Source organism: Bacillus sp. FSL R5-0576 (genome assembly GCF_038004765.1).
Taxonomy (GTDB): domain Bacteria; phylum Bacillota; class Bacilli; order Bacillales; family Bacillaceae; genus Bacillus; species Bacillus subtilis.
In genome coordinates, this window is record NZ_JBBORU010000001.1 from 473,731 (window position 1) to 494,257 (window position 20,527).

General features: G+C 40.9%; 24 protein-coding genes. 11 read left to right on the plus strand and 13 right to left on the minus strand.

The genetic code is table 11. The features are described from left to right. Positions 1–61 precede the first annotated feature (61 nt). The 3 genes from ydfH to NX903_RS02465 all read left to right on the plus strand — a co-directional run bounded on the left by ydfH (position 62) and on the right by NX903_RS02465 (position 4,209). A complete protein-coding gene (gene ydfH, locus NX903_RS02455; protein ID WP_015252722.1) occupies positions 62–1,285 on the plus strand; it encodes a two-component system sensor histidine kinase YdfH in 1,224 nt (407 codons plus the stop codon). Further along, a complete protein-coding gene (ydfI, locus tag NX903_RS02460) occupies positions 1,278–1,919 on the plus strand; it encodes a two-component system response regulator YdfI (RefSeq protein ID WP_086343501.1) in 642 nt (213 codons plus the stop codon). The genes ydfH and ydfI overlap by 8 nt, the downstream gene beginning before the upstream one ends. A gap of 115 nt (positions 1,920–2,034) precedes the next feature. Further along, entirely contained in the window at positions 2,035–4,209 is a 2,175-nt protein-coding gene (locus NX903_RS02465) for an MMPL family transporter (RefSeq protein ID WP_086343502.1), read from the plus strand. A 468-nt stretch (positions 4,210–4,677) separates the two neighbouring features. Here the strand turns inward: NX903_RS02465 and NX903_RS02470 are convergent, their stop codons facing one another. The 4 genes from NX903_RS02470 to mneP form a co-directional block, all read right to left on the minus strand. Beyond that, positions 4,678–5,580 (minus strand): carboxylesterase, encoded by a 903-nt coding sequence (locus NX903_RS02470; protein ID WP_086343503.1) that lies wholly within the window; start codon positions 5,578–5,580, stop codon positions 4,678–4,680. 202 nt (positions 5,581–5,782) lie between these two features. Beyond that, complete coding sequence (locus NX903_RS02475; protein WP_015252719.1) at positions 5,783–6,472, minus strand: DUF554 domain-containing protein; 690 nt, start codon at positions 6,470–6,472, stop codon at positions 5,783–5,785. An 89-nt stretch (positions 6,473–6,561) separates the two neighbouring features. Then, entirely contained in the window at positions 6,562–7,374 is an 813-nt protein-coding gene (locus tag NX903_RS02480) for a MerR family transcriptional regulator (protein ID WP_003234177.1), read from the minus strand. Between the two features lie 111 nt (positions 7,375–7,485). After that, positions 7,486–8,379 (minus strand): manganese transporter MneP, encoded by an 894-nt coding sequence (mneP, locus tag NX903_RS02485; protein ID WP_015252717.1) that lies wholly within the window; start codon positions 8,377–8,379, stop codon positions 7,486–7,488. A 475-nt stretch (positions 8,380–8,854) separates the two neighbouring features. Here mneP and NX903_RS02490 point away from each other — a divergent pair, with 475 nt between their 5' ends. From NX903_RS02490 to NX903_RS02505, 4 genes are all read left to right on the plus strand, one after another. After that, a complete protein-coding gene (locus NX903_RS02490; RefSeq protein WP_086343504.1) occupies positions 8,855–9,475 on the plus strand; it encodes a nitroreductase family protein in 621 nt (206 codons plus the stop codon). Between the two features lie 15 nt (positions 9,476–9,490). Further along, on the plus strand, positions 9,491–10,429 hold the full coding sequence (locus tag NX903_RS02495) for a ring-cleaving dioxygenase (protein ID WP_086343505.1): 939 nt from the start codon (positions 9,491–9,493) through the stop codon (positions 10,427–10,429). Positions 10,430–10,530: 101 nt separating this feature from the next. After that, the gene (locus NX903_RS02500) at positions 10,531–10,920 is read left to right on the plus strand and encodes a DoxX family protein (RefSeq protein ID WP_003234169.1); all 390 of its coding nucleotides are present in this window, start codon (positions 10,531–10,533) and stop codon (positions 10,918–10,920) included. Positions 10,921–11,105: 185 nt separating this feature from the next. Further along, positions 11,106–11,444 (plus strand): thioredoxin family protein, encoded by a 339-nt coding sequence (locus tag NX903_RS02505; protein ID WP_024572376.1) that lies wholly within the window; start codon positions 11,106–11,108, stop codon positions 11,442–11,444. Positions 11,445–11,494: 50 nt separating this feature from the next. Here NX903_RS02505 and NX903_RS02510 read toward each other — a convergent pair whose 3' ends face one another. The 4 genes from NX903_RS02510 to NX903_RS02525 form a co-directional block, all read right to left on the minus strand. Then, on the minus strand, positions 11,495–11,731 hold the full coding sequence (locus tag NX903_RS02510) for a spore germination protein (protein WP_015482867.1): 237 nt from the start codon (positions 11,729–11,731) through the stop codon (positions 11,495–11,497). Positions 11,732–11,935: 204 nt separating this feature from the next. Beyond that, positions 11,936–12,229, minus strand: coding sequence for a hypothetical protein (locus NX903_RS02515; RefSeq protein ID WP_009969672.1), 294 nt, complete (start codon positions 12,227–12,229; stop codon positions 11,936–11,938). Positions 12,230–12,261: 32 nt separating this feature from the next. Next, entirely contained in the window at positions 12,262–12,492 is a 231-nt protein-coding gene (locus NX903_RS02520; RefSeq protein WP_024572979.1) for a spore germination protein, read from the minus strand. Between the two features lie 123 nt (positions 12,493–12,615). Further along, the gene (locus NX903_RS02525; protein WP_024572978.1) at positions 12,616–13,200 is read right to left on the minus strand and encodes a DUF421 domain-containing protein; all 585 of its coding nucleotides are present in this window, start codon (positions 13,198–13,200) and stop codon (positions 12,616–12,618) included. Between the two features lie 208 nt (positions 13,201–13,408). On the opposite strand from NX903_RS02525, the gene NX903_RS02530 reads away from it, so the two are divergent. Beyond that, positions 13,409–14,116: a DUF421 domain-containing protein gene (locus NX903_RS02530; RefSeq protein WP_072175204.1), complete on the plus strand. Its 708-nt coding sequence runs from the start codon at positions 13,409–13,411 to the stop codon at positions 14,114–14,116. A 14-nt stretch (positions 14,117–14,130) separates the two neighbouring features. Here the strand turns inward: NX903_RS02530 and cotP are convergent, their stop codons facing one another. Genes cotP through NX903_RS02545 form a run of 3 tightly spaced genes read right to left on the minus strand, consistent with a single transcriptional unit; the run spans position 14,131 to position 15,103 of the window. Next, a complete protein-coding gene (cotP, locus tag NX903_RS02535) occupies positions 14,131–14,562 on the minus strand; it encodes a spore coat protein CotP (RefSeq protein ID WP_024572976.1) in 432 nt (143 codons plus the stop codon). Between the two features lie 12 nt (positions 14,563–14,574). Next, positions 14,575–14,817 carry a spore germination protein gene (locus NX903_RS02540; RefSeq protein WP_014478992.1) on the minus strand — a complete coding sequence of 81 codons (243 nt, stop codon included), beginning with the start codon at positions 14,815–14,817 and terminating at the stop codon, positions 14,575–14,577. A gap of 13 nt (positions 14,818–14,830) precedes the next feature. Further along, a complete protein-coding gene (locus tag NX903_RS02545; protein WP_003243854.1) occupies positions 14,831–15,103 on the minus strand; it encodes a spore germination protein in 273 nt (90 codons plus the stop codon). A 346-nt stretch (positions 15,104–15,449) separates the two neighbouring features. Between NX903_RS02545 and NX903_RS02550 the strand changes: the two genes are divergently transcribed. The 3 genes from NX903_RS02550 to NX903_RS02560 all read left to right on the plus strand — a co-directional run bounded on the left by NX903_RS02550 (position 15,450) and on the right by NX903_RS02560 (position 17,020). Next, entirely contained in the window at positions 15,450–16,046 is a 597-nt protein-coding gene (locus NX903_RS02550) for a TetR/AcrR family transcriptional regulator (RefSeq protein WP_134982524.1), read from the plus strand. Then, entirely contained in the window at positions 16,043–16,387 is a 345-nt protein-coding gene (locus NX903_RS02555) for a DoxX family protein (protein WP_076458489.1), read from the plus strand. The genes NX903_RS02550 and NX903_RS02555 overlap by 4 nt, the downstream gene beginning before the upstream one ends. Before the next feature lie 162 nt (positions 16,388–16,549). Then, positions 16,550–17,020: a GNAT family N-acetyltransferase gene (locus NX903_RS02560; protein WP_086343507.1), complete on the plus strand. Its 471-nt coding sequence runs from the start codon at positions 16,550–16,552 to the stop codon at positions 17,018–17,020. Between the two features lie 163 nt (positions 17,021–17,183). On the opposite strand, the gene vmlR is transcribed toward NX903_RS02560, so the two are convergent. Together vmlR and NX903_RS02570 are read right to left on the minus strand one after the other, a co-directional pair. Continuing rightward, a complete protein-coding gene (gene vmlR, locus NX903_RS02565; protein ID WP_086343508.1) occupies positions 17,184–18,830 on the minus strand; it encodes an ABC-F type ribosomal protection protein VmlR in 1,647 nt (548 codons plus the stop codon). Between the two features lie 320 nt (positions 18,831–19,150). Beyond that, positions 19,151–20,527: an amino acid permease gene (locus NX903_RS02570; RefSeq protein ID WP_014475969.1), complete on the minus strand. Its 1,377-nt coding sequence runs from the start codon at positions 20,525–20,527 to the stop codon at positions 19,151–19,153.

A 20,527-nucleotide genomic window follows, 5' to 3' on the forward strand; every position in this document is an offset into this window, starting at 1 on the left:
ATATGAGTTCGATTTTCATGAATCTCTATTCGGTGAAACAGGTAAAGGAAGTGGATAAGGTTTGCTTATAAGGAATCCTTTTAAAGATAAATATTACTCACATGATAGGCGGGCATTAAACATGCTTGCACTCAGAGTGCCGGGCCTGGCTTTTATTCTCATGATCTATATAGCCTCTATCGTGCTGCAATTTGTTTCTGGGGGCTGGTCCATTTTATTGCTTTATGCGTTTACCATATTAATCGCCATTTTTGCTTTGCTTCATTGGCACTCATATCGCTGGGTTAAGAAAAGGGTGGTTCTGTATTTTGTGATACAAGGTTTGATCACCTTTACACTTGCTAATCTCATGACTGGCTACCTTATGCTGGTCATCATTGGCCTTTATGCATTTTTGATTGGACAGATTTTAGGAATGGCAGACAGAAGAAGGACGATTCCCATTCTTTATCTATTGCTGCTGCTGGTCATAAATTCGGCGTATCACCTTCATAAAGGTGAAGTTTTGCATTTTATTGTTATTGCTGCGCCGATCATGATTGTCATCATCACTTATGCCGCAACATTTTTTGCCCAAGTCGATGAAAAAATAAAAGCTCAATTGACTCTTGAAAGGCTGGAGCTGGCTCATCAGCAGGTAGAACAGCTGACGCTGCAGAACGAAAGACAGCGGATGGCCCGAGACTTACACGATACGCTTGCTCAAGGTCTTGTCAGTTTAAATATGCAGCTGGATGCGATTCATGTTCATCTCGCCAAAGGCAACACAGAGAGAGCGAAGGAAATCATACAACAATCGATGAAAAGAGTGAAAAGCACATTAGCTGATGCACGTTCAGCTATTGACGATCTCCGCAGCAAATCAGAAGAAATCGGTGTTTTAAAAGAAAGAATTACCTCGCTAATGGATCATTTTATAGAGTCGACAGGCATGGCTTGTTTATTAGATTACAGATTGCATCAGGTGCTGGATGTGCGTACAGCTGAAAACTGTTATTACATCATTGGAGAATGCATGACGAATGCGGCAAAGCATGCTGAGGCGAAAACAATCTGGATATCCATTTGGGATGATGAAAAGGGAAGGCTCCATTTAACAGTTAAGGATAACGGCAAGGGATTTGATGTTGAAAAAGGAAAGAAAAAGAGAGGACATTATGGGCTTCTTGGCATACAAGAACGCGTCAGGGCAATAAATGGCCAATTCAATATCAAGAGTACAAAATTGAAAGGAACACAAATTGAGATCACTGTACCAATTCAGGGAGAGATGCAAGATGAATAAGGTTTTAATCGTTGATGACCATCTTGTCGTGAGGGAAGGTCTGAAGCTTTTAATTGAAACGAATGATCAATACACCATTATAGGAGAGGCGGAAAATGGAAAAGTCGCAGTCCGTCTTGCAGATGAGTTAGAACCGGATATCATTCTGATGGATTTGTATATGCCGGAGATGAGCGGGTTAGAGGCCATTAAACAAATAAAAGAAAAACACGATACCCCCACCATTATTTTGACTACATATAATGAAGATCACTTAATGATCGAAGGGATTGAATTAGGAGCGAAAGGATATCTGTTAAAGGATACGAGTTCAGAAACCCTTTTTCACACAATGGATGCAGCCATCAGAGGAAATGTGCTATTGCAGCCTGATATCCTTAAACGTCTGCAAGAAATCCAATTTGAGCGGATGAAAAAGCAGCGCAGTGAGACGCAGCTGACAGAAAAGGAAGTCATTGTTCTAAAAGCAATTGCTAAAGGTCTTAAAAGCAAAGCGATTGCCTTTGATTTGGGCGTCTCTGAGCGAACAGTAAAGTCCAGATTAACGTCCATTTACAATAAATTAGGCGCGAATTCAAGAACTGAGGCAGTAACGATTGCCATGCAAAAAGGTATTCTGACAATAGACAACTAAACTGCATATTTGAAAATTGCCCAAACGTACATGCCCGAATGTACGTTTTTTTCATTTCATTGTCAACTACAATGAGAAAGAATGTGATCAAGCAATGTGTTGAAAGGAGATTATCATGTCAAAAATGTTATATACATTAGGAGGATGGGTTGCTCGCAATCGCATAAAAGCAATATGTGCGTGGATCGTTGTGTTAGTTGCTGCGATAGGCCTTGCAGTGACCTTGAAACCAAGTTTTTCTGAGGATATGTCCATACCTGACACACCTTCGGAAAAAGCGATGGATGTGATTCAAAAAGAATTTCCTCATGGTCCTGATAAAGGGAGCATACGGGTTATTTTCGGTGCTGGTGATGGGGAGAAACTTACTGGGAAGCCAGCAAAAAAAGCAATAGAAGATACGTTCAAAGAAATCAGTAAAGATGATTCTGTTGACTCGATTGCAAGTCCTTTTGTGACAGGGACAATCGCGAAAGATGGCACAGTTGCCTATGCTGATATCAAGTATAAATCATCAGCAGATGATGTAAAGGATTACTCTATCAAACACTTAAAAGACAGTTTGAAAATGGCTGATGATGAAGGATTGCAAACTGAGCTGAGCGGAGATGTACCGGGAGCCGAGATGGAGATAGGCGGTGTCTCTGAAATTGTCGGCATTATCTTGGCTTTTGTCGTTTTAGCCATTACATTCGGTTCTTTATTAATAGCAGGTTTGCCGATTTTAACTGCACTGATTGGTTTAGGTGTAAGTATTGGACTGGTTTTGATTGGGACACAAGTATTTGATATTGCTTCCGTCAGTCTTTCATTAGCCGGAATGATTGGCCTTGCTGTTGGTATTGATTATGCTTTATTTATTTTTACGAAACACCGCCAGTTTTTAGGCGAAGGCATACAAAAGAATGAATCAATTGCGAGAGCCGTGGGAACAGCGGGAAGCGCAGTCGTTTTTGCTGGACTTACTGTTATCGTTGCACTTTGCGGATTGACTGTCGTTAACATTCCTTTTATGTCCGCGATGGGGCTGACAGCAGGGCTTAGTGTACTGATGGCTGTTTTGGCTTCAATCACACTTGTGCCTGCGGTCTTATCGATTGCAGGGAAGCGGATGATTCCGAAATCAAACAAGAAAATAGAAAAACAAAGCACTGAAACAAATGTCTGGGGACGCTTTGTCACCAAAAATCCTATCATGCTAAGTGTATGCAGCATTCTGATTTTGATCGTCATTAGTATCCCATCTATGCATTTGGAACTGGGCTTGCCTGATGCTGGGATGAAAGCTAAGGATAATCCGGATCGCCGGGCATATGACTTGCTTGCCGAAGGCTTTGGAGAAGGATTTAATGGCCAATTAACAATCGTAGCGGATGCCACAAATGCTACAGAAAATAAGGCGGAGGCTTTCGCAGATGCAGTGAAAGAAATAAAGGGTTTAGACCATGTAGCAAGTGTCACCCCTGCAATGCCTAATAAAGAAGGGAACTTTGCCATCATTACGGTCGTTCCGGAAACAGGTCCAAATGATGTCACAACGAAAGATTTGGTACACGATGTACGCAGTTTGTCAGATAAAAACGGAGTAGATTTGCTTGTTACTGGATCGACTGCAGTGAATATTGACATTTCAGATCGCCTGAATGATGCGATACCGGTGTTTGCTGTACTTATTGTTGGATTTGCGTTTGTATTGCTGACCATCGTTTTCCGTTCGCTGCTTGTGCCGCTTGTTGCTGTTGCAGGTTTCATGTTGACGATGACAGCCACTCTTGGGATTTGTGTATTTGTCTTGCAAGACGGGAATCTCATCGACTTTTTCAAAATACCTGAAAGAGGGCCGATACTCGCGTTCCTGCCGATTTTATCTATTGGGATTCTGTTCGGGTTAGCCATGGATTATCAAGTATTCCTTGTCAGCAGAATGCGTGAAGAATATGTAAAAACAAAGAATCCAGTACAAGCCATTCAGGCTGGATTAAAACACAGTGGTCCTGTTGTTACAGCAGCCGGCTTGATCATGATCTTCGTTTTTGCAGGATTTATCTTTGCAGGCGAAGCTTCTATTAAAGCCAACGGATTAGCACTTTCCTTTGGTGTGCTCTTTGATGCCTTTATTGTAAGAATGACACTGATTCCAAGTGTCATGAAGCTGATGGGGAATGCAGCCTGGTATTTGCCGAAATGGTTAGACAAGATGATTCCGAACGTGGATATAGAAGGGCATCAACTGACAAAGGAAATACAGCCGGAAATAGATCATGAACAAAAGAAACAAATCAGTGTGTAATAGAAAAAGCAGATCTTTAATGATCTGCTTTTTTGCTTACTATTCCTGATCAAGCTGTAAACGATTTTATAGCCGAACATTGTGGTGGTATTTGGAAAGTGAAGTCGGTACTTAAAAAGGAGACACTTATGGCGCCATCACTCATTTTCGATATGGATGGAACTTTGTTTCATATTGGCGGAAGCTGCGTCATACTAGCAGGCATCCCAGGAGAAGTGATAAAGCATATCAAATGATTTTTTTGACGCTGCCTTCTCTCCATGATGCCTAGGTTCTTGATAATTCTTCTTAAGAATAAAGGATTTTACAACTGATTATATAAGAAACCTAAAGAAACAAGCACACAAAACCAGCTGCGGGTTTTGTCCAAGAAAAATAGAGTCCATAAGAGGGACTCTATTTTTTGAAATGCCCGGCTAGAAGCATATTGCAGGACTTTATGAATGCAAATCACTATCTTATAAGCCCTTACCGTGAAATGCCTGTTTCTGCATTGAAAAAACGCATTACACGTTCATTTACGTAAGCGGGTTGTTCCATCGATAAAACATGTCCGGCATTTTTAATGACTTCCGCCTCAATATCAGGAACGAATGAAGAGGCTCGGTGCAGGGCTGAGTGGGGATCATAGATGACTTCATGTTCACCAAGTAATAATAGGATAGGAACTCTTGCTGAACGTAATTCCTCATCGGTAAAAACATACGGAAATCCGTCGGCTTTAGGATTTGGATTTCTTGATCCATCCTGCCACATTACCCCTGCCTGAAACTGCTTCACAAAAATCGGGTGCAGCACATTCTGATCATTCATCATCCAATTTAAGAATTTTTCAACTCCATTTGACGCTGTAAGGCCAAGAGCGTATTTGTAGAAATCGTGATGAAATGGCAAAAACGTTTCTGCCGGACTCAGTATAGCTGCGCTTTTTACTCTCTCAGGCATACGTAAAAGGAAATTCATCGTATGGAGACCGCCAAGCGAAAGTCCGATCATGTGGGACTTTTCGATCCCCAGATTGTCAAACACATCAAGAAGCCAATTGGCGTAATCCGTTCTTGTACCGCTTAAATTCTCAGGAATACTCTTGTTTTTATCACCTATGATATCAACTGCATAAGTTCTGTATTTGCTGCTCCAATCGGCGATGTTGGGATACCACATCGTCGAGCTGAATAATGCTCCGTGGAGTAATACAAGCGGCGGGGCATCCTCTGGGCCGCTTACAATCACATGTGTTTGACCAAAACGAGTAGATATATAGAATGATTTGCAACGGACCGGCCAAAGACTAAGGCTTTCATTATAAGTTTGATAATAGCGGATACCGTTGTCACTTAATTCGGGAATACTAGATGAATGGTTTGACATACAAATGCCCCTCCCAATTTTGTTTAAATGAATGTGCCGTTTCGTGATGGGGAATCTGATTTTGATATAACAGACTTTATTTACAATATAATACAGTTGTTGTTAGACGTCAAATCCAAGATGAAAAGGAAATAAAACGATTGGAACAGATTATTGAAAATCAATATAACAGAATATTAACCTCCTTTGTGGAGCCGCTTCATTAAAACCGCAATCCAAATGCATGAATCACAAAAATCACAACAGGAGGGATCAAGAGGGAAGGCAGCAAATTCAATGTTTTGAACTTCTTGATTCCAAGAATGCTTAGACCTGAACTGAGGATGAGTATGCCTCCCACAATTGTGATTTCATTAATAAGGTCTGTATTGATTGCGCTCTCCATTACTTTAGCAAATAAATAGATGGAGCCTTGCCAGGCAAATAATACAATGGCTGCAGCCGCTATTCCAAAACCAAAAGTTGAAGCGAGCACAATGGAGGTGATCCCATCTAACATCCCGTTTGTCAGGAGGTATGTATAATCTCCATGCAAAGCGGCTTCAACAGGGCCCAATATTGACAGCGAACCTATACAAAATAATAAGACCGCAGTAGATAAGCCCTCTGCTAAATTACTTTTAGAAAATTTGTTCACCAGCTTGTTGAATCGTAATTCTAAATTGATGATCTGGCCTAGCAAACCTCCAATGGCTAAACTCACGATGAATAGAATGGGATATTTACTATCAGGCAAATGCTGTGTAATGGCGTTGATCCCCAGCGCGACTGCAGCGAATCCCATTGCCTGCATCAAAATATCCTGGTATTCATCTTTAATGCCTTTTTTGAATATCCCCCCGATTATGCTTCCTGCAATGATCATCACTGTGTTAAAAATCGTTCCAAACATAAGCTTTCTCCTCCAAAAATCATTCCTGCATAAAAAATAAACCCTCTAGTTAGTAGAGAGTCAAGGGAGATCAAAACATATTCATGAGATTATTTGATGGGCAGCAGGATTTCAGTCACGTAATTATCTAGGTTATTCGTAATGCCATAATCAATGAGTGTGATTTCGATTGAGTCCCCTGCTACTTCATAATGATGTTCTTTCATATATGCCAGTAATTTTTTGTAGTATGGTTCGGCTTCTGGATGTGACCCTTTAAACCTAATTTGCAGATATTCTCTTGAAGGAAAGATGATTTCTGAAGAAGTTTTTTCATTTTCATCTTCAAGAATCATAAATATACTGGAATATTTGTCAAACTGTTTTGCTTTCACATTTGCTGCAGAAATGGATAAACCGATCTTGCCTATGAATATATCTTCGTTTACATTCAGGTGGGTTCTCAATTCAGCTAACGAATGTTCGATATCATGGCCGAGAACATATTCATGCTGCAAGTAAGCCACACGCATTGCGGGAAGTTTGATTTTTGAAATTTGATGTAACGGCATGTTAACGGCATCTTCTATATGTGTGATGCGTCGGGAGATCTTTCGTTCGATGCGTTCCAATTCTTTCTTTTTGCGATCAATTTCAGCCTGCTGGCTTTTTAGTAAATGAAGAAGAGTGTTTGTATTTTGAGAGTTATAAAAATCAAGAAGCTTATTGATTGGCAGGCCTAGGGCCCTCAAATACTTGATGGTATCAAGCCGCTCAAACTGTTGGGTAGAATAATATCTATAGTTCGTTTGCTCATCTTTATATTCCGGTTTCAAAAGGCCGATTTCATCATAATACCGAAGAGCAGAGATTTTCACATTGAATAACTTTGACACTTCTCCAATCGAAAAAAATTCCTTCATTCTAACAACCTTTCTGTGCCTATGATTGATATACACACATTATATAGTACGGCGAGTTCTAAAGGTAAAGTTTGCATCATAAAGAAAAAGCTCCTTCTAAAAAGGAGCTTTTCACTCTTCGAAATAAGGATTTACATGGATGAGCACTTCTTCTACATCTGAAAACTGTCTTTTGATTTCATTTCGAATTTCGCGGGCAATATCGTGTCCCTGCTTAATTGTCAAATCATGATCCAAAGATAAACGGACATCAAGCAATTTATAGTGGCCATGTTCTCGCGCGCGGATTCTATCAATTCGTTTTACTTGATCACATTGAAAAATAACAGCTTTATATTCCTCTATCAGCTCGGGATCAACACTCTTTTCCATGAGCACATCAACAGACGGCCTGATTAATTCCATTGAAATCTTAAAAATGAGGTAAGCAACGATTGCACTGGCAATGGCATCGGCGTACAACAGATAGGACCATCCGCGGGTGTTTCCGATGATAGCCAACAGGACGCCGATAAAAGCGGCAAGAGAGGCAACGATATCGCCTTTATGATCGTACGCAATCGCTATAATCGCTTTGCTGTTCCATTTTTCCCCTTGCTTTATAGAATAACGATATAAGATTTCCTTAGCCACGTACGAAATCAGAGCCGCAAACAATGCGCTGTATTGGGGAACGCTTGGCCCTTTAACAAAGGACAGAATCGCTTCTATGAGGATATAAACGGATACGATCACTAAGATAATTCCTACAATCGCCTCACTAATGACTTCAGCTTTTCCGTGACCAAAAGGATGGTCTTGATCGGGCGGTTTATTGGAAATTCCGATCACTGCCAAGACTGCAATCGAAGCAACGACATCTGCCGCGGAATGTATTCCGTCTGCAAACACGGCTTCACTATCGCCTACCAGCCCAAAAAAGACCTTTCCTGCCATTAAGATCAGATTGGCGATCAATGCAATCAAAGCAACTTTTCTGCTTATTTGTTCTCTTTCACTTGCCATTTTTTCCTCCTATAAAACTGCACAAAAAAATAGGAGTGCTCTATATACGCTCTCCGTATCCTTTCCTGTGTAATCACTTTGTTTATCATACCAATTCAATTTCGAGTGGGTCTATAGCAACGTTGTTTCCTGTTTACTAATAAATAAGGTGACAGAAAAAAAGTTGGAGCTGTGCTAAAAGGGTCATACAGCAAACAAATGAGTTCTTATGTAACAACAGTGATGATTCGCCATTAAAATGCTGCCGTCAGTGAAAAATTTCCACCTGATTGTTAAAAACCTATTGACATGAGAAGATCTGTATTTTATTATTATCTCATATTCAAGATATTTTAATTCGAGATATTTGATTGAAAAGATCAGCGATCAAGCGCAACTCTAAGTGTTCAATCGTTGTCAGTTCTTTTACACAATATTCAATATGATTTTTTATAACATAATATCTCGAATTCGAGATAAAAGGGAGTGTATCGTAATGGCTGAATTTACACATTTAGTCAATGAAAGACGATCTGCAAACAATTTTCTTTCAGGTCATCCAATCACAAAAGAAGATCTCAATGAGATGTTTGAATTGGTTGCATTGGCACCATCGGCTTTTAATTTGCAGCATACAAAATATGTGACGGTTCTTGACCAGGACGTAAAGGAAAAGCTGAAGCAGGCCGCAAATGGACAATATAAAGTGATTAGCTCTTCTGCGGTTCTCTTAGTATTAGGGGATAAGCAGGCATATCAACAAGCGGCCGATATCTATGAAGGGTTAAAGGTATTGGGGATATTAAATAAGCAAGAGTATGACCACATGGTGCAAGACACCGTTTCGTTTTATGAAAACACGGGAGAACAATTTAAGAGAGATGAGGCGATAAGGAATGCTTCACTTTCTGCGATGATGTTTATGCTGAGTGCTAAGGAAAAAGGCTGGGATACCTGCCCGATGATCGGCTTTGATGCGGAAGCCGTAAAACGGATTTTGAACATAGACGACCAATTTGAGGTTGTCATGATGATTACGATTGGAAAAGAAAAAACAGAGAGCAGAAGACCGCGCGGCTACCGGAAGCCTGTGAATGAGTTTGTTGAGTATATGTAAAAGGAGCGGATAAAAATGGCTAAAAAAACGATGGGAATTCATCATATTACGGCGATTGTCGGTCACCCTCAAGAGAACACAGATTTCTACGCAGGAGTGCTTGGGCTTCGTTTGGTCAAGCAAACTGTCAATTTTGATGACCCAGGTACGTATCATCTTTATTTTGGGAATGAAGGCGGGAAGCCGGGAACAATCATTACCTTCTTTCCGTGGGCCGGAGCCCGCCAAGGCGTCATTGGAGACGGTCAAGTTGGCGTGACCTCGTATGTCGTGCCGAAAGGGGCTATGGCATTTTGGGAAAAGAGACTAGAAAAGTTCAACGTTCCATACACCAAAATCGAGCGCTTTGGGGAACAATATGTAGAATTTGATGATCCTCATGGACTGCACTTAGAAATCGTGGAAAGAGAAGAAGGAGAGGCTAACACGTGGACTTTCGGAGATGTAACGCCCTATGTTGCCATTAAAGGTTTTGGGGGTGCAACCCTATTATCAGCGCAGCCTGACAAAACCGCTGACCTTTTAGAAAACATCATGGGGCTGGAACGAGTCGGCAAAGAAGGAGACTTCGTTCGTTATCGTTCCGCCGGTGATATCGGAAATGTGATTGACCTTAAGTTAACGCCTATTGGCCGCGGGCAAATGGGGGCGGGAACGGTGCATCACATCGCTTGGCGGGCTAACGATGATGAAGATCAGTTAGATTGGCAAAGATATATTGCTTCCCACGGATATGGTGTAACTCCTGTTCGGGATAGAAACTACTTTAATGCCATTTACTTCAGGGAACATGGGGAAATCCTGTTTGAAATCGCAACTGATCCTCCAGGCTTTGCACATGATGAAACACAGGATACAATGGGCGAAAAACTGATGCTGCCTGTACAATATGAACCGCATCGCACACAAATTGAACAAGGGCTGCTGCCGTTTGAAGTAAGAGAGTTAGATTGATTTGACACATAAAAAATAAAGAAACATATATTCAATTGATGATTGCTGGATGGTACTGTCAGCAAAGAATCAGATGAAATCAAAGATGAGGAGAGATACAAATGGAAGATGCAGGACTGTTGCTTATTCGTATAATGATTGGTGTAGTGTTTTTGTTTTATGGCACACAAAAATTATTCGGCTGGTTTGGCGGATACGGGATTAAAGGAACCGGACAATGGTTCGAATCAATTGGGGTGAAACCAGGAAACGTTGCGGCCGCTCTATCAGGTCTTGGGGAGTTAGTAAGCGGAATTCTATTTATTTTAGGCGTATTCCTCCCGCTTGGAGCTGCTATCATAACGATCATCATGTTAGGTGCTATTGTAAAAGTCCATGGAGCGAAAGGTTTTGCGAATGGCGCCGGAGGTTTTGAATATAACCTGGTGCTCATTGCAGTTTCCATAGGGGTTGCACTCATCGGTTCAGGAGCTTACGCTTTGCATTTTTAATACGAAAGTATGTAAGAACAGTTGCTGCTTGTCAGTAACTGTTCTTTTATTTTGACATTTTCGGCAAGCTTGCAGGTACTCTGCAAAGTAAAAAAGCGGATATAATAAATATAAATCAGTATAGTGAATGATACGTATTGATGAGCTTGGTTATAAAAGACAGACCTATTTGAAGGAGTAAATGGATGAAAGAGATGACAGAATTACATTCATTAGATTCTATAGATAATTTTATCAAACAGCACAAATTCAGTTTTATTTATATATCAAGACCTGCCTGTACAGTATGTCACGCAGTCCTGCCCCAGCTCAGAATAGTATTGGATCAGTTTCCAAACATCAAATTGGGGCATATCAATGCTGACGATGTAGCAGAGGTCGCCGGCAGATTTTCAGTTTTCACCGTTCCTGTGCTTCTTTTGTTCATTGATGGGACTGAGTTTCTAAGAGAAGCCCGTTTTGTTCATTTTGAACAGCTTGAACAAAAGCTGAAAAGGGTTTATCGATTATATGAAGGCGAATAAAGAAATAAGGCAAAAAAAAGAACTCAAATGAGTTCTTTTTTTGCATCAATTTATTCTTCACTAGGCGAAGAAGGGTTATCAACCTGCCCTTGATCACTTGTATCATTATCACAACTTGCTGAAATAATAATTGAATTAGAAGGAGAGTAATCTCCTAATGTGAAATTGACACCGTAATTTTTGCTGTTCGCAGTATGGCTGTTTTGCAAGTTTTGTCCGATATCTGTATTGGCGTTTTGTGTCATTCCATTTATCGTGAGATTTGAAATGTTGATTTGAGATCGCATGCTTCAAAAACTCCTTTCACTCAGAAGTAGCTGTCATAAAGGACACTGGCAGTCTATTTACTTCTATGATATTGCGTTTTTATATCTTTGCATCAACATAATGGTAAAAATAATAGCGAGTGAATGAGTCTCTTTTGAAGGTGATCAACCTATCAGCAGAAATAAAGCCGCCTGATAAAGAGGCGGCAGATCGTTATATGTCATCTATGAATTTGATGTATCGTTTTTCGTTTGCCTAAAGGATAAGATGGTCGTTTTTAATGATGAGTAGGAGCCTATAGCAGCGTAGCCATAAAACCAGCCCATAAATACGCCAGAAAAGAGGCTGTGTCGATGGCTTATGAAAACAGAAATGACAAGGCCTGTTATTAAGGCAACTGACGGTACAAAAGTTTTGGGGATTTTCAATAATATTTTGAGGATTTGGGTTATCAATATGATGATTGGAACAGCTATCACAGCATCCCAAAAGTTCGTGTGAATAATTGGAAAAGCCATACGGCACCTCATGAAGTGTTAATTTCTTATTTTTACGCTAAAAGCTTGGAAAGCAGTCCTTGGACCGCATTTGTAACATGTAGGGCTTGATTGGCGGAGCTTGTTTGGCTTAAAGCATTGGATTCAAAAACCAAACCTGTATTATTCCCTCCGGAACCATCTGTCTCTTTAGAAACAGAGAAAGGGCTGATGGAAAATGCAAAACCGTTATTAAAAACGCTGTTTCCGGATATCGAATGAATATAAACTGGGAATTTCATCATTCATCTCTCCTCTCTGTTATGACTGTTTATACAATATGGTGTGTGAGCAGCAATTGCTTAAACAAAACGGCAAAAACATTCAGTGAGAGACAAAAACCTGCAAAATTCTCCAAGTGCCTTTTGTTAATGCAGTTTTTTAGGGATGTTTTTTTTATTCTTTTTGTCAATTTCATCAAAAATATTCTGATTGCTAGACAAATGGGCTTGTCCGTCCTTATTAATGAAATTCGGGTGAATGAGTTTTTTTAGATCCCTGACAGTTAAAGGTTTGGCGTCATCAGTTAATTCTATTCCTAATTGCCCGTTTGCTTCTAATGTCGCAATTTTGACATCTTGTATAGCCGTAACGCCGTGAAGCCGTAGCTGCATTTCAAGCTGATCAGCTGTAAGTCTCATCTTCTTCAGGTTTTCGATATGAAGCTGACCGTTTTCAATAACAATTTTTGCTTTTCCGGTTAACATCTTTTCAATGAAGTTCGATCTCATTTGGATCCATTCCATAACGATGAGTGTGATTGTGAAAATTGCCGCCGCAATTAATGTTTTGAAGAGGCTGTACTCGATGATTGGCTGAACGATAATAGTTCCGATCGAAATCATGACAACCGTTTGAGTTGAAGTCATTTGTGCGATTGATTTTCTTCCTGAAATTCTCAGCAAGATGACTCCGGCTACAATGAGAACAAGAGATTCCCAAGTGAAATTCATGCTACCACCTGACCAATGATGAATTAGATTTGTCATGGGATTGGCTTTCCTTCCGGCCAATCGCAATTTAATATATCCGAAAGGCAGTCGGTTCATTCTGTCCTGAACCGAACAATATTTTTGGTATAGATGGATATATTAAGCCAAACAATGATAGCAGCAGGAGTTTTTTGGCCGAAACAATCTGGGAAGCGGGGAGCGCCATAACATGATTGAACTTGAAGTTGTCATTAGAACGGTTGCCAGCTTTGGCTTGCTGTTAATCGCAGAACGAATTTTAGGCAAACAGACAATCTCTCAAATGACGATTTTTGATTTTATTGCGGCGATCACACTAGGGGCGATTGCTGGTGGATTAGCTTACAATACTTCAATAAAACCGCACAATATGGCCATTTCGTTTAGTATTTTTGTGTTAACCATTTTTCTAATTTCGTTTCTGTCGATAAAGAACAGGAAGCTGAGGAAATTTTTTGCCGGAGATCCAACAGTGCTGATTCAAAACGGGAAGATACTTGAATCAAATATGAGGAAAATGCGTTACACACTTGATTATTTAAATCAGCAATTGCGGGAAAAAGAAATATTTAATATCGAAGAAGTTCTTTTTGCCATTCTTGAAACGAATGGTCAGCTGACTGTGTTAAGAAAACCGCAATTCCGGCATGTGACCAAACAGGATTTAATGATTGCGGTAAACCAAGAACACAGGCTTCCGATAGAGCTTATTATGGACGGAGAAATCATTGAGAATAATTTAAAGCAGAATCGTTTGACGGAATCCTGGCTTTTGGAGGAATTGCGAAAAAGAGACATAAAGGTGAAAGAGACCGTGTACGCAGTGCTGCTGGGTAATGGGGATATTTATGTGGATCAGTATAAAGACCATATATCAGTCCCTATGGATAAGGAATGAAGGAACAATCAATCTTAAAGCCCCTTATTGAACGCAATGGTTTCAATTTGTCTTGGGTACGAAATGTGCAGAAGCCCGTTTAACAGCTGAATCTGTAACAAATGAGATTCAGTGGCTTCGGGAAGCTGAATGATTCGCTCAATTTCTCCGTAATACCGTTCACGCAGCACTTCCATTTCGGCAGGAAAAACAGGCGTGATCGTTCCTTTGATCAGCAGCTGGGTTTTAGATAGTAAACGGATCGTTAATTCTTCCTCATATACACCGGGCATTTCCACAATGATAAAATTATATTCTTCATCTTGATAAAAGTCGTAAACAAATGTAGAAGCTTCGGAATCAAAAAAATGTTCCGGGGCTTTATATTTGAGCACATTTGTCCAAAAGTCACTTTGTTTATATTCATTCGTAATCTCAAGCCACTTTCGAATTTTTTCGAAATCCATATGAGATTCTCCTTAAATTTGATTTGCAATAGGCGCAGAAGGGTTTCCGATTTGGTCTTGGTCACTAACGTCTGAATCAATATTTCCAGTGTTCAAAAGTGAAGACGTAGGCGAAAGATCCCCTAAGGAAAAGTTTGCTCCAAAATATTTGCTGTTCGCAGTATGGCTGTTGTGCACAGTCGGGCCGACATCTATATTTCCGTTTTGCGTGACGCCGTTGATCTTAATATTTGCGATGTTAATTTGATATGGCATAGACGAAACCCCTTTAATCTAAAATTGGCGGTGGTGCAATCGGAGGAGCATTAACGTTGGATGTATCAGAGTTGCCGATAGATGTCTGATCATTTACATCAGGATCGTTTAAGAAGTTTTCCATAACCGATTCTGTAGGTGAGGTATCACCGAAAGAAGAATTGGTCCCTTGAGATTTTTGATTGTTGGTAGGGCTGTTATAAGCAGCTTCGCCTATTGTAATTGAACCATTGCCCGAAATACTGTTGATCTTCAAATAATATAGGTTGATTACTGTAGACGGCATCCCATCACACCCTTCCATCTTTCTGTACAGTACATTATGCGCCGCTGCACCCAATTGTTCCTTGCATTTGCGGGCAAAACTCTATCTGGCCCCGGAGTGATGTTTGTTAGAAAAAAAGAATAAAGTTTATCACAGCCTGAATGTCAATCTATTCAGAAAATACTTATCAGTGAATGAAAAGCCATTGATATAATAAATTGATTCAGTTATTCGAAATACATAAGACCCTTTAATAAAGGAAGCTGGCAACAGGATGAGTTTGAAATCATTGACAATGAAGCTAATGCCATGAAATAATACTCGTAAGTAACATTACTCGTGAGTATTATTTTGGGGGTGGTCCTAGTTGAAAAGTAAAGGACGTAAAGGAGAAGAAAGCCGGAAACGGTTACTCAAAGTTGCCGCTAATGAATTTTCGGTTCGGGGATTCCATGACGCGAAGGTAAGTGAAATTGTGAAAAAAGCTGGGTTCACGCAGCCTTCATTTTATCTGTACTTTCAAAGCAAAGAAGCCATCTTTGCCGAGTTAATAACCGATTTTCACTCTCGAGTCAGAAAGCTGACAGAGTCACTTCTTCTGGAAAACGGATTAAACACGGAGGATGTGTCAAAACGGGTACTGCTAGCTGTAGAGACTGTTTTTCAATTTTTGGCTGAGGACAAGGATTTAACCAAGATCGGCTTTTTTCTCAACCCGGAAGCAAAACAAATGAAAAAAGACTTGGCGATGGTTTTGAAAGAGAACTTAGAAGCAGAACAGCGGCTTGGCTATTTTCACTCTGAACTGGATATGGAAACTGTCGCTGAGTGTTTGGTCGGCATGATTGAACATTTAACCGATTCATTTTTGTTAACCGGAATCAAAGATCCGGCAAGCCTCGCAGCAGAGGTTGTGAATCTTTTAATATACGGGATGCTTCCGAAAGGGAATGACGTAAGATGATATCTATTATTACGAAAGTCAGTTTGGCAGTTTTTATGCTTGCGGGAGGCATCATAAAGGTAAGCCGCGTTCCCTTTCAAGTTGAGCATTGGCGGCATTATCAATATCCATTATGGTTTCTGACTGTTACTGGCATTCTTGAAATAGCCGGGGCACTTGCTATGACAGCGGGAATTTGGAATCGGTATGCAGCAATTGGAGCAGGTGTTCTGTTTGTCGTTCTCATGGCGGGAGCAATTCATGCGCATATGTTTCGAGCAAGACAATCGGTCATCATGGCGATACCAGCGATGATTTGTTTGATTGTTTCTATCATGATCATCCTGGGGAGTTACACGTAAGCTTTTCACTAATGTTTAAGAACAAGCCCATTTGCAGGAAATCTCCTTTTCTTATCGAATAATAGAAAGTCCAGGAATTAACTGAATCAGTAAAATAGAGCTCCATTTCTGCGTTATTCGTCCGGCATCAGCTGGGCTTTTTTTATAAAGGAGGAATACAGGATGGCATTAACTTTGGAAGACATGACTGAGGAAGAGTTCGAAGCCTTTCGAGGGATGTCCGTGCAAAATTATGCGAAACAAAACATAACGTCAGGAACTTGGACGGAAAAAGAGGCGCTTGAGAAATCAGAGCAGGCATATGAGAACATGATTCCGAATGGGCGAGACAGCAGCAATCATTATTTTTGGAACATCACCACTGAACAAGGGGAAAGGATGGGCTGGCTTTGGCTGTACGCCGATCCGCTCCATCCGCAAAAGGAAGCGTTTATCTATTCCTTTGGATTGTATGAAGCCTTTCGCGGAAAAGGACTTGCTCAATTGGCGCTTCAAACGCTTGATGAAAGAGCAAGAGAGCTTGGTGTGGAAAGGCTGGCTCTTCATGTATTTGCACACAACGAGACAGCCGTCTATCTCTATCAGAAGATGGGTTATGCCATGACCAATATACGTATGCGGAAACAGCTATAGTGAAAAGCCGCTTACGTTACCCAAATACAACATGCCTATCTGGAAGCGGTGGCAGGATACTATAAGTCATCATTAGAAACATTAATGTCATGAGAAGGCTTGAACATATAAAGAAAAAGGACAACAGCTGTTGTCCTTTTCAATGCCGCTTGAACTTTCTCCCTCAGTCTTTTTTGTCTTGATGATCCAGCTCTTTTATTCGTTTCGTAAGCTCATTGAAAGCCTGATCAAGCTCCTTATACCCTTTATCATTTGGCGTCATAAAACTGAGTTTTCCCAGCACTTCTTGTCTTTCTGTCTCAAGCTTTAATCGAAGCTCTTCCCGCTCATTTCTTTCAGAAGGAGCGGCGTCATTTAACTGCTTTTCGATGCCGTTGTTTGAGATGACGAGTTTACTGTTTGTTGTTTTTTCGAGAAAGTATCGGTCATGTGAAACCGCCAGCAATGTGCCGCTGTATTGTGACAGTGTTTCTTCCAGCTGTTCGCGTGAAGGCAGGTCGAGATGGTTTGTCGGCTCATCTAAAATCAGCACGTCTTTTTCCTCCAGAATATATGCCATCAGCTTGATCTTTACACGCTCACCCATACTCATATGCTTGATCGGTTCAGTCCATTGGGCAGCTGTAAAACCTAAGTGTCTCATCAGATTTTGAACGTGCCCTCTTGCTTTAAATGTTTCATTCTCAAATAACTCTTCCGGTGTTTGTTCTAAAGGCAAATCAAACACCTCCTGCGTTAAATAGCCGATGTTTGCAGACGGCGACACCCATACACTTCCTTCTGCTGTTTCCTGTCCCAGAATGATGTTCAGTAATGTCGTTTTTCCGCTGCCATTGGGGCCTATGATCGCAACCTTTTCGCCGTGCTGAATCGTAAAGTTTGCGTTTTTAAAGAGGGTCCTTTCTCCAAACGCTTTTGTTACATTCTGAACTTCTAAAAAACGTTTTCCTGTTTTGTGGGTTGTATCGATTGAAAAGCGGACTGTATATTCTGGGGTTACGGGTTCCGCCTTTGCTTTTTCCAGCTCTTTTTCAAGCCGCTTCTGCTTGGATTTAATCTGGGCATCCGTACGCTTCGCTTTTACCCTGTGATATTCTTTAAACCCTTCCTTTTTCGTCGATTGGGCGTGGGCTTTTTCCGACCAAGAAGCGAGCCCATTCATTTGTGCTTCAATCCGTTCAACCATTTTTTGCTGCTTTTCATATTCACGCTGCTGGGTGAGTCTTTTCTTCTCCCGGAACTTCATATACCCGGAGTAATTCCCTTTGAATTCAATCAGCGTCTGGTCCTCAAGCGACCATATTTTTGTTGCGGCTTCGTCTAAAAAATATCGATCGTGAGAAACGAGAATCACAGTGCCGCTATAATGTTTCAGCTGTTGGATGAGAAATTGCAAGCTTTTTTCATCAAGGTGGTTTGTCGGTTCATCTAACAGCAGCAGATCTGCATCCTCTGATAGTCCTTTCGCCAGCCGCGCTTTCAGTTTTTCACCGCCGCTTAACTGATGAAAATCACGAAGAGGCACATGCCATTTCTCCAGTAACTTCTTTTCGGCAGGTGTCTGATCCGCAAAGGAATACGCCGCGGTTTCCTGTTCAACCAAAGCCAGTTTTATATCCTTCCGAAGGATTTGACCCTGTGCAGGGGCTAAGTCATTGTGAATGAGGTGCAGCAGCGTAGATTTCCCAGCGCCGTTTTTTCCGATAATCCCAATGATATCTCCTTGCTGAACACTGGCGTTTACATGTTTAAAAACAGTTAGATCCTTTACTTCATAGCTAACGTTTGTTAATGTTACGATCTCTTTCATCCATATCCCTCGCTTTAAAGGGAGAATAAAAAAATCCTCCCAAATGTGTTGGAAGGATTAGCTGCGCCTGTGCATGATCAAATAAGCTATTTTTTATAAATAGCCGGTGTCGTATATATAGAAAATGGGCAGACTAATCCTATTTTTTGATTTGAAATATTGATTTCAAACGGTAAAAATAAGATTAGTTAATCATTGTCCACCCATCATCCCTTCTTGTTTTGATTACAAACACTATAGCATACCTTCAAATTCAAAAGCAAAGGTCATTTTTATCAAAAAAACTCCTGCTCTCATTTTTGAGGCAGGAGTTTCGAGTGTTATTGATGCTTCGCTTTTCTCACTTTATAAATCACAATCAGCAAAATAAACCAAACCGGTGTGACAAATAAGGAAACACGAGTATCCTGTGCCAGTGCCAGCACAACCAGAACAAACGCCAGGAACGCAAGAATCAGGTAATTTGTAAACGGATAAAGCGGAAGCTTAAACTTGTTTGTTTTCGCTAATTCAGGTCTTGTTTTGCGGTATTTCATATGGCAGATGACCGTAATTCCCCAAATGTAGATAAAGCATACGGTTGAAATACTTGTGATCAGGGTGAATACGCCTTCTGGCATGATGTAGTTTAACGTAACACCGATTAAAATCACGATAGCTGAAAAGAATAAAGCATTTCTAGGCACTTTACGCTGAGTCAGTTTCGCCATTGACTCAGGCGCATTGTGATCTTTCGCCAGGGAATAGACCATACGGCTTGTACTGAATACAGCGCTGTTGCACGCTGAAGCAGCGGATGTCAACACAACAAAGTTGATAATACTTGCAGCCCCGACGATGCCAACAGCGACAAATACTTGTACGAATGGGCTTTCGCTGGGATTGATGACATCCCAAGGATAGATGCTCATAATCACGAGAAGAGCCCCGATATAAAAAAGCAGCACACGGACAGGAATATTGTTGATCGCCTTAGGGATTACTTTTTCAGGGTTTTCTGTTTCACCGGCCGTAAGCCCGACAAGCTCAATGCCGACAAAAGCAAACACAACCATCTGGAACGAGAGGATAAACCCGTGCATGCCATTCGGGAACAGGCCTCCGTGACTCCAGAGGTTTGTGAAGCTGGACACTCCTGAGCTTGTGGAAAAGCCTTTGAAAATCATCACAAGGCCTATGACGATTAACGCCAAAATGGCAATGACTTTAATCAAAGCAAACCAAAATTCTAATTCTCCAAAAAGCTTGACTGTCGCCAGATTCATAATCAGTAAAATAATAAGAGCGATTAAGCCAGGCACCCATTGCGGCACACCTGGGAGCCAATATTGAGTGTAGAGCCCGACTGCTGTCAGATCAGCCATCGCAATGGAAATCCAGCAGAACCAATATGTCCAGCCGGTGATAAATGCTGCCATATCGCCTAGGTAGTCTTGTACAAAATCCACAAAAGAGTGATAGTTCAAGTTTGATAACAGCAGTTCACCCAGCGATCTCATAATTAAGAAGCAAATGATCCCTGTGATCATATAAGCAAATAAAATCGAAGGTCCGGCAAAATGAATCGATTTGCCCGAGCCGAGAAATAAGCCTGTCCCAATGGCTCCGCCGATGGCGATGAGCTGGATATGCCTGTTTTTCAAGCCTCTCTGCAACGTTTGCTGATTTATATTGTCTTTCGTCATGTCGTCTGTCAC

What these genes read in the sequence shown, in the direction of transcription:
- ydfI (WP_086343501.1), top strand. Translation starts at nt 1,278, where the DNA reads ATGAATAAGGTTTTAATCGTTGATGACCATCTTGTCGTGAGGGAAGGT.
- NX903_RS02465 (WP_086343502.1), top strand. Translation starts at nt 2,035, where the DNA reads ATGTCAAAAATGTTATATACATTAGGAGGATGGGTTGCTCGCAATCGC.
- NX903_RS02470 (WP_086343503.1), bottom strand. Translation starts at nt 5,580, where the DNA reads ATGTCAAACCATTCATCTAGTATTCCCGAATTAAGTGACAACGGTATC.
- NX903_RS02475 (WP_015252719.1), bottom strand. Translation starts at nt 6,472, where the DNA reads ATGTTTGGAACGATTTTTAACACAGTGATGATCATTGCAGGAAGCATA.
- NX903_RS02480 (WP_003234177.1), bottom strand. Translation starts at nt 7,374, where the DNA reads ATGAAGGAATTTTTTTCGATTGGAGAAGTGTCAAAGTTATTCAATGTG.
- mneP (WP_015252717.1), bottom strand. Translation starts at nt 8,379, where the DNA reads ATGGCAAGTGAAAGAGAACAAATAAGCAGAAAAGTTGCTTTGATTGCA.
- NX903_RS02490 (WP_086343504.1), top strand. Translation starts at nt 8,855, where the DNA reads ATGGCTGAATTTACACATTTAGTCAATGAAAGACGATCTGCAAACAAT.
- NX903_RS02495 (WP_086343505.1), top strand. Translation starts at nt 9,491, where the DNA reads ATGGCTAAAAAAACGATGGGAATTCATCATATTACGGCGATTGTCGGT.
- NX903_RS02500 (WP_003234169.1), top strand. Translation starts at nt 10,531, where the DNA reads ATGGAAGATGCAGGACTGTTGCTTATTCGTATAATGATTGGTGTAGTG.
- NX903_RS02505 (WP_024572376.1), top strand. Translation starts at nt 11,106, where the DNA reads ATGAAAGAGATGACAGAATTACATTCATTAGATTCTATAGATAATTTT.
- NX903_RS02510 (WP_015482867.1), bottom strand. Translation starts at nt 11,731, where the DNA reads ATGCGATCTCAAATCAACATTTCAAATCTCACGATAAATGGAATGACA.
- NX903_RS02515 (WP_009969672.1), bottom strand. Translation starts at nt 12,229, where the DNA reads ATGGCTTTTCCAATTATTCACACGAACTTTTGGGATGCTGTGATAGCT.
- NX903_RS02520 (WP_024572979.1), bottom strand. Translation starts at nt 12,492, where the DNA reads ATGATGAAATTCCCAGTTTATATTCATTCGATATCCGGAAACAGCGTT.
- NX903_RS02525 (WP_024572978.1), bottom strand. Translation starts at nt 13,200, where the DNA reads ATGAATTTCACTTGGGAATCTCTTGTTCTCATTGTAGCCGGAGTCATC.
- NX903_RS02530 (WP_072175204.1), top strand. Translation starts at nt 13,409, where the DNA reads ATGATTGAACTTGAAGTTGTCATTAGAACGGTTGCCAGCTTTGGCTTG.
- cotP (WP_024572976.1), bottom strand. Translation starts at nt 14,562, where the DNA reads ATGGATTTCGAAAAAATTCGAAAGTGGCTTGAGATTACGAATGAATAT.
- NX903_RS02540 (WP_014478992.1), bottom strand. Translation starts at nt 14,817, where the DNA reads ATGCCATATCAAATTAACATCGCAAATATTAAGATCAACGGCGTCACG.
- NX903_RS02545 (WP_003243854.1), bottom strand. Translation starts at nt 15,103, where the DNA reads ATGCCGTCTACAGTAATCAACCTATATTATTTGAAGATCAACAGTATT.
- NX903_RS02555 (WP_076458489.1), top strand. Translation starts at nt 16,043, where the DNA reads ATGATATCTATTATTACGAAAGTCAGTTTGGCAGTTTTTATGCTTGCG.
- NX903_RS02560 (WP_086343507.1), top strand. Translation starts at nt 16,550, where the DNA reads ATGGCATTAACTTTGGAAGACATGACTGAGGAAGAGTTCGAAGCCTTT.
- vmlR (WP_086343508.1), bottom strand. Translation starts at nt 18,830, where the DNA reads ATGAAAGAGATCGTAACATTAACAAACGTTAGCTATGAAGTAAAGGAT.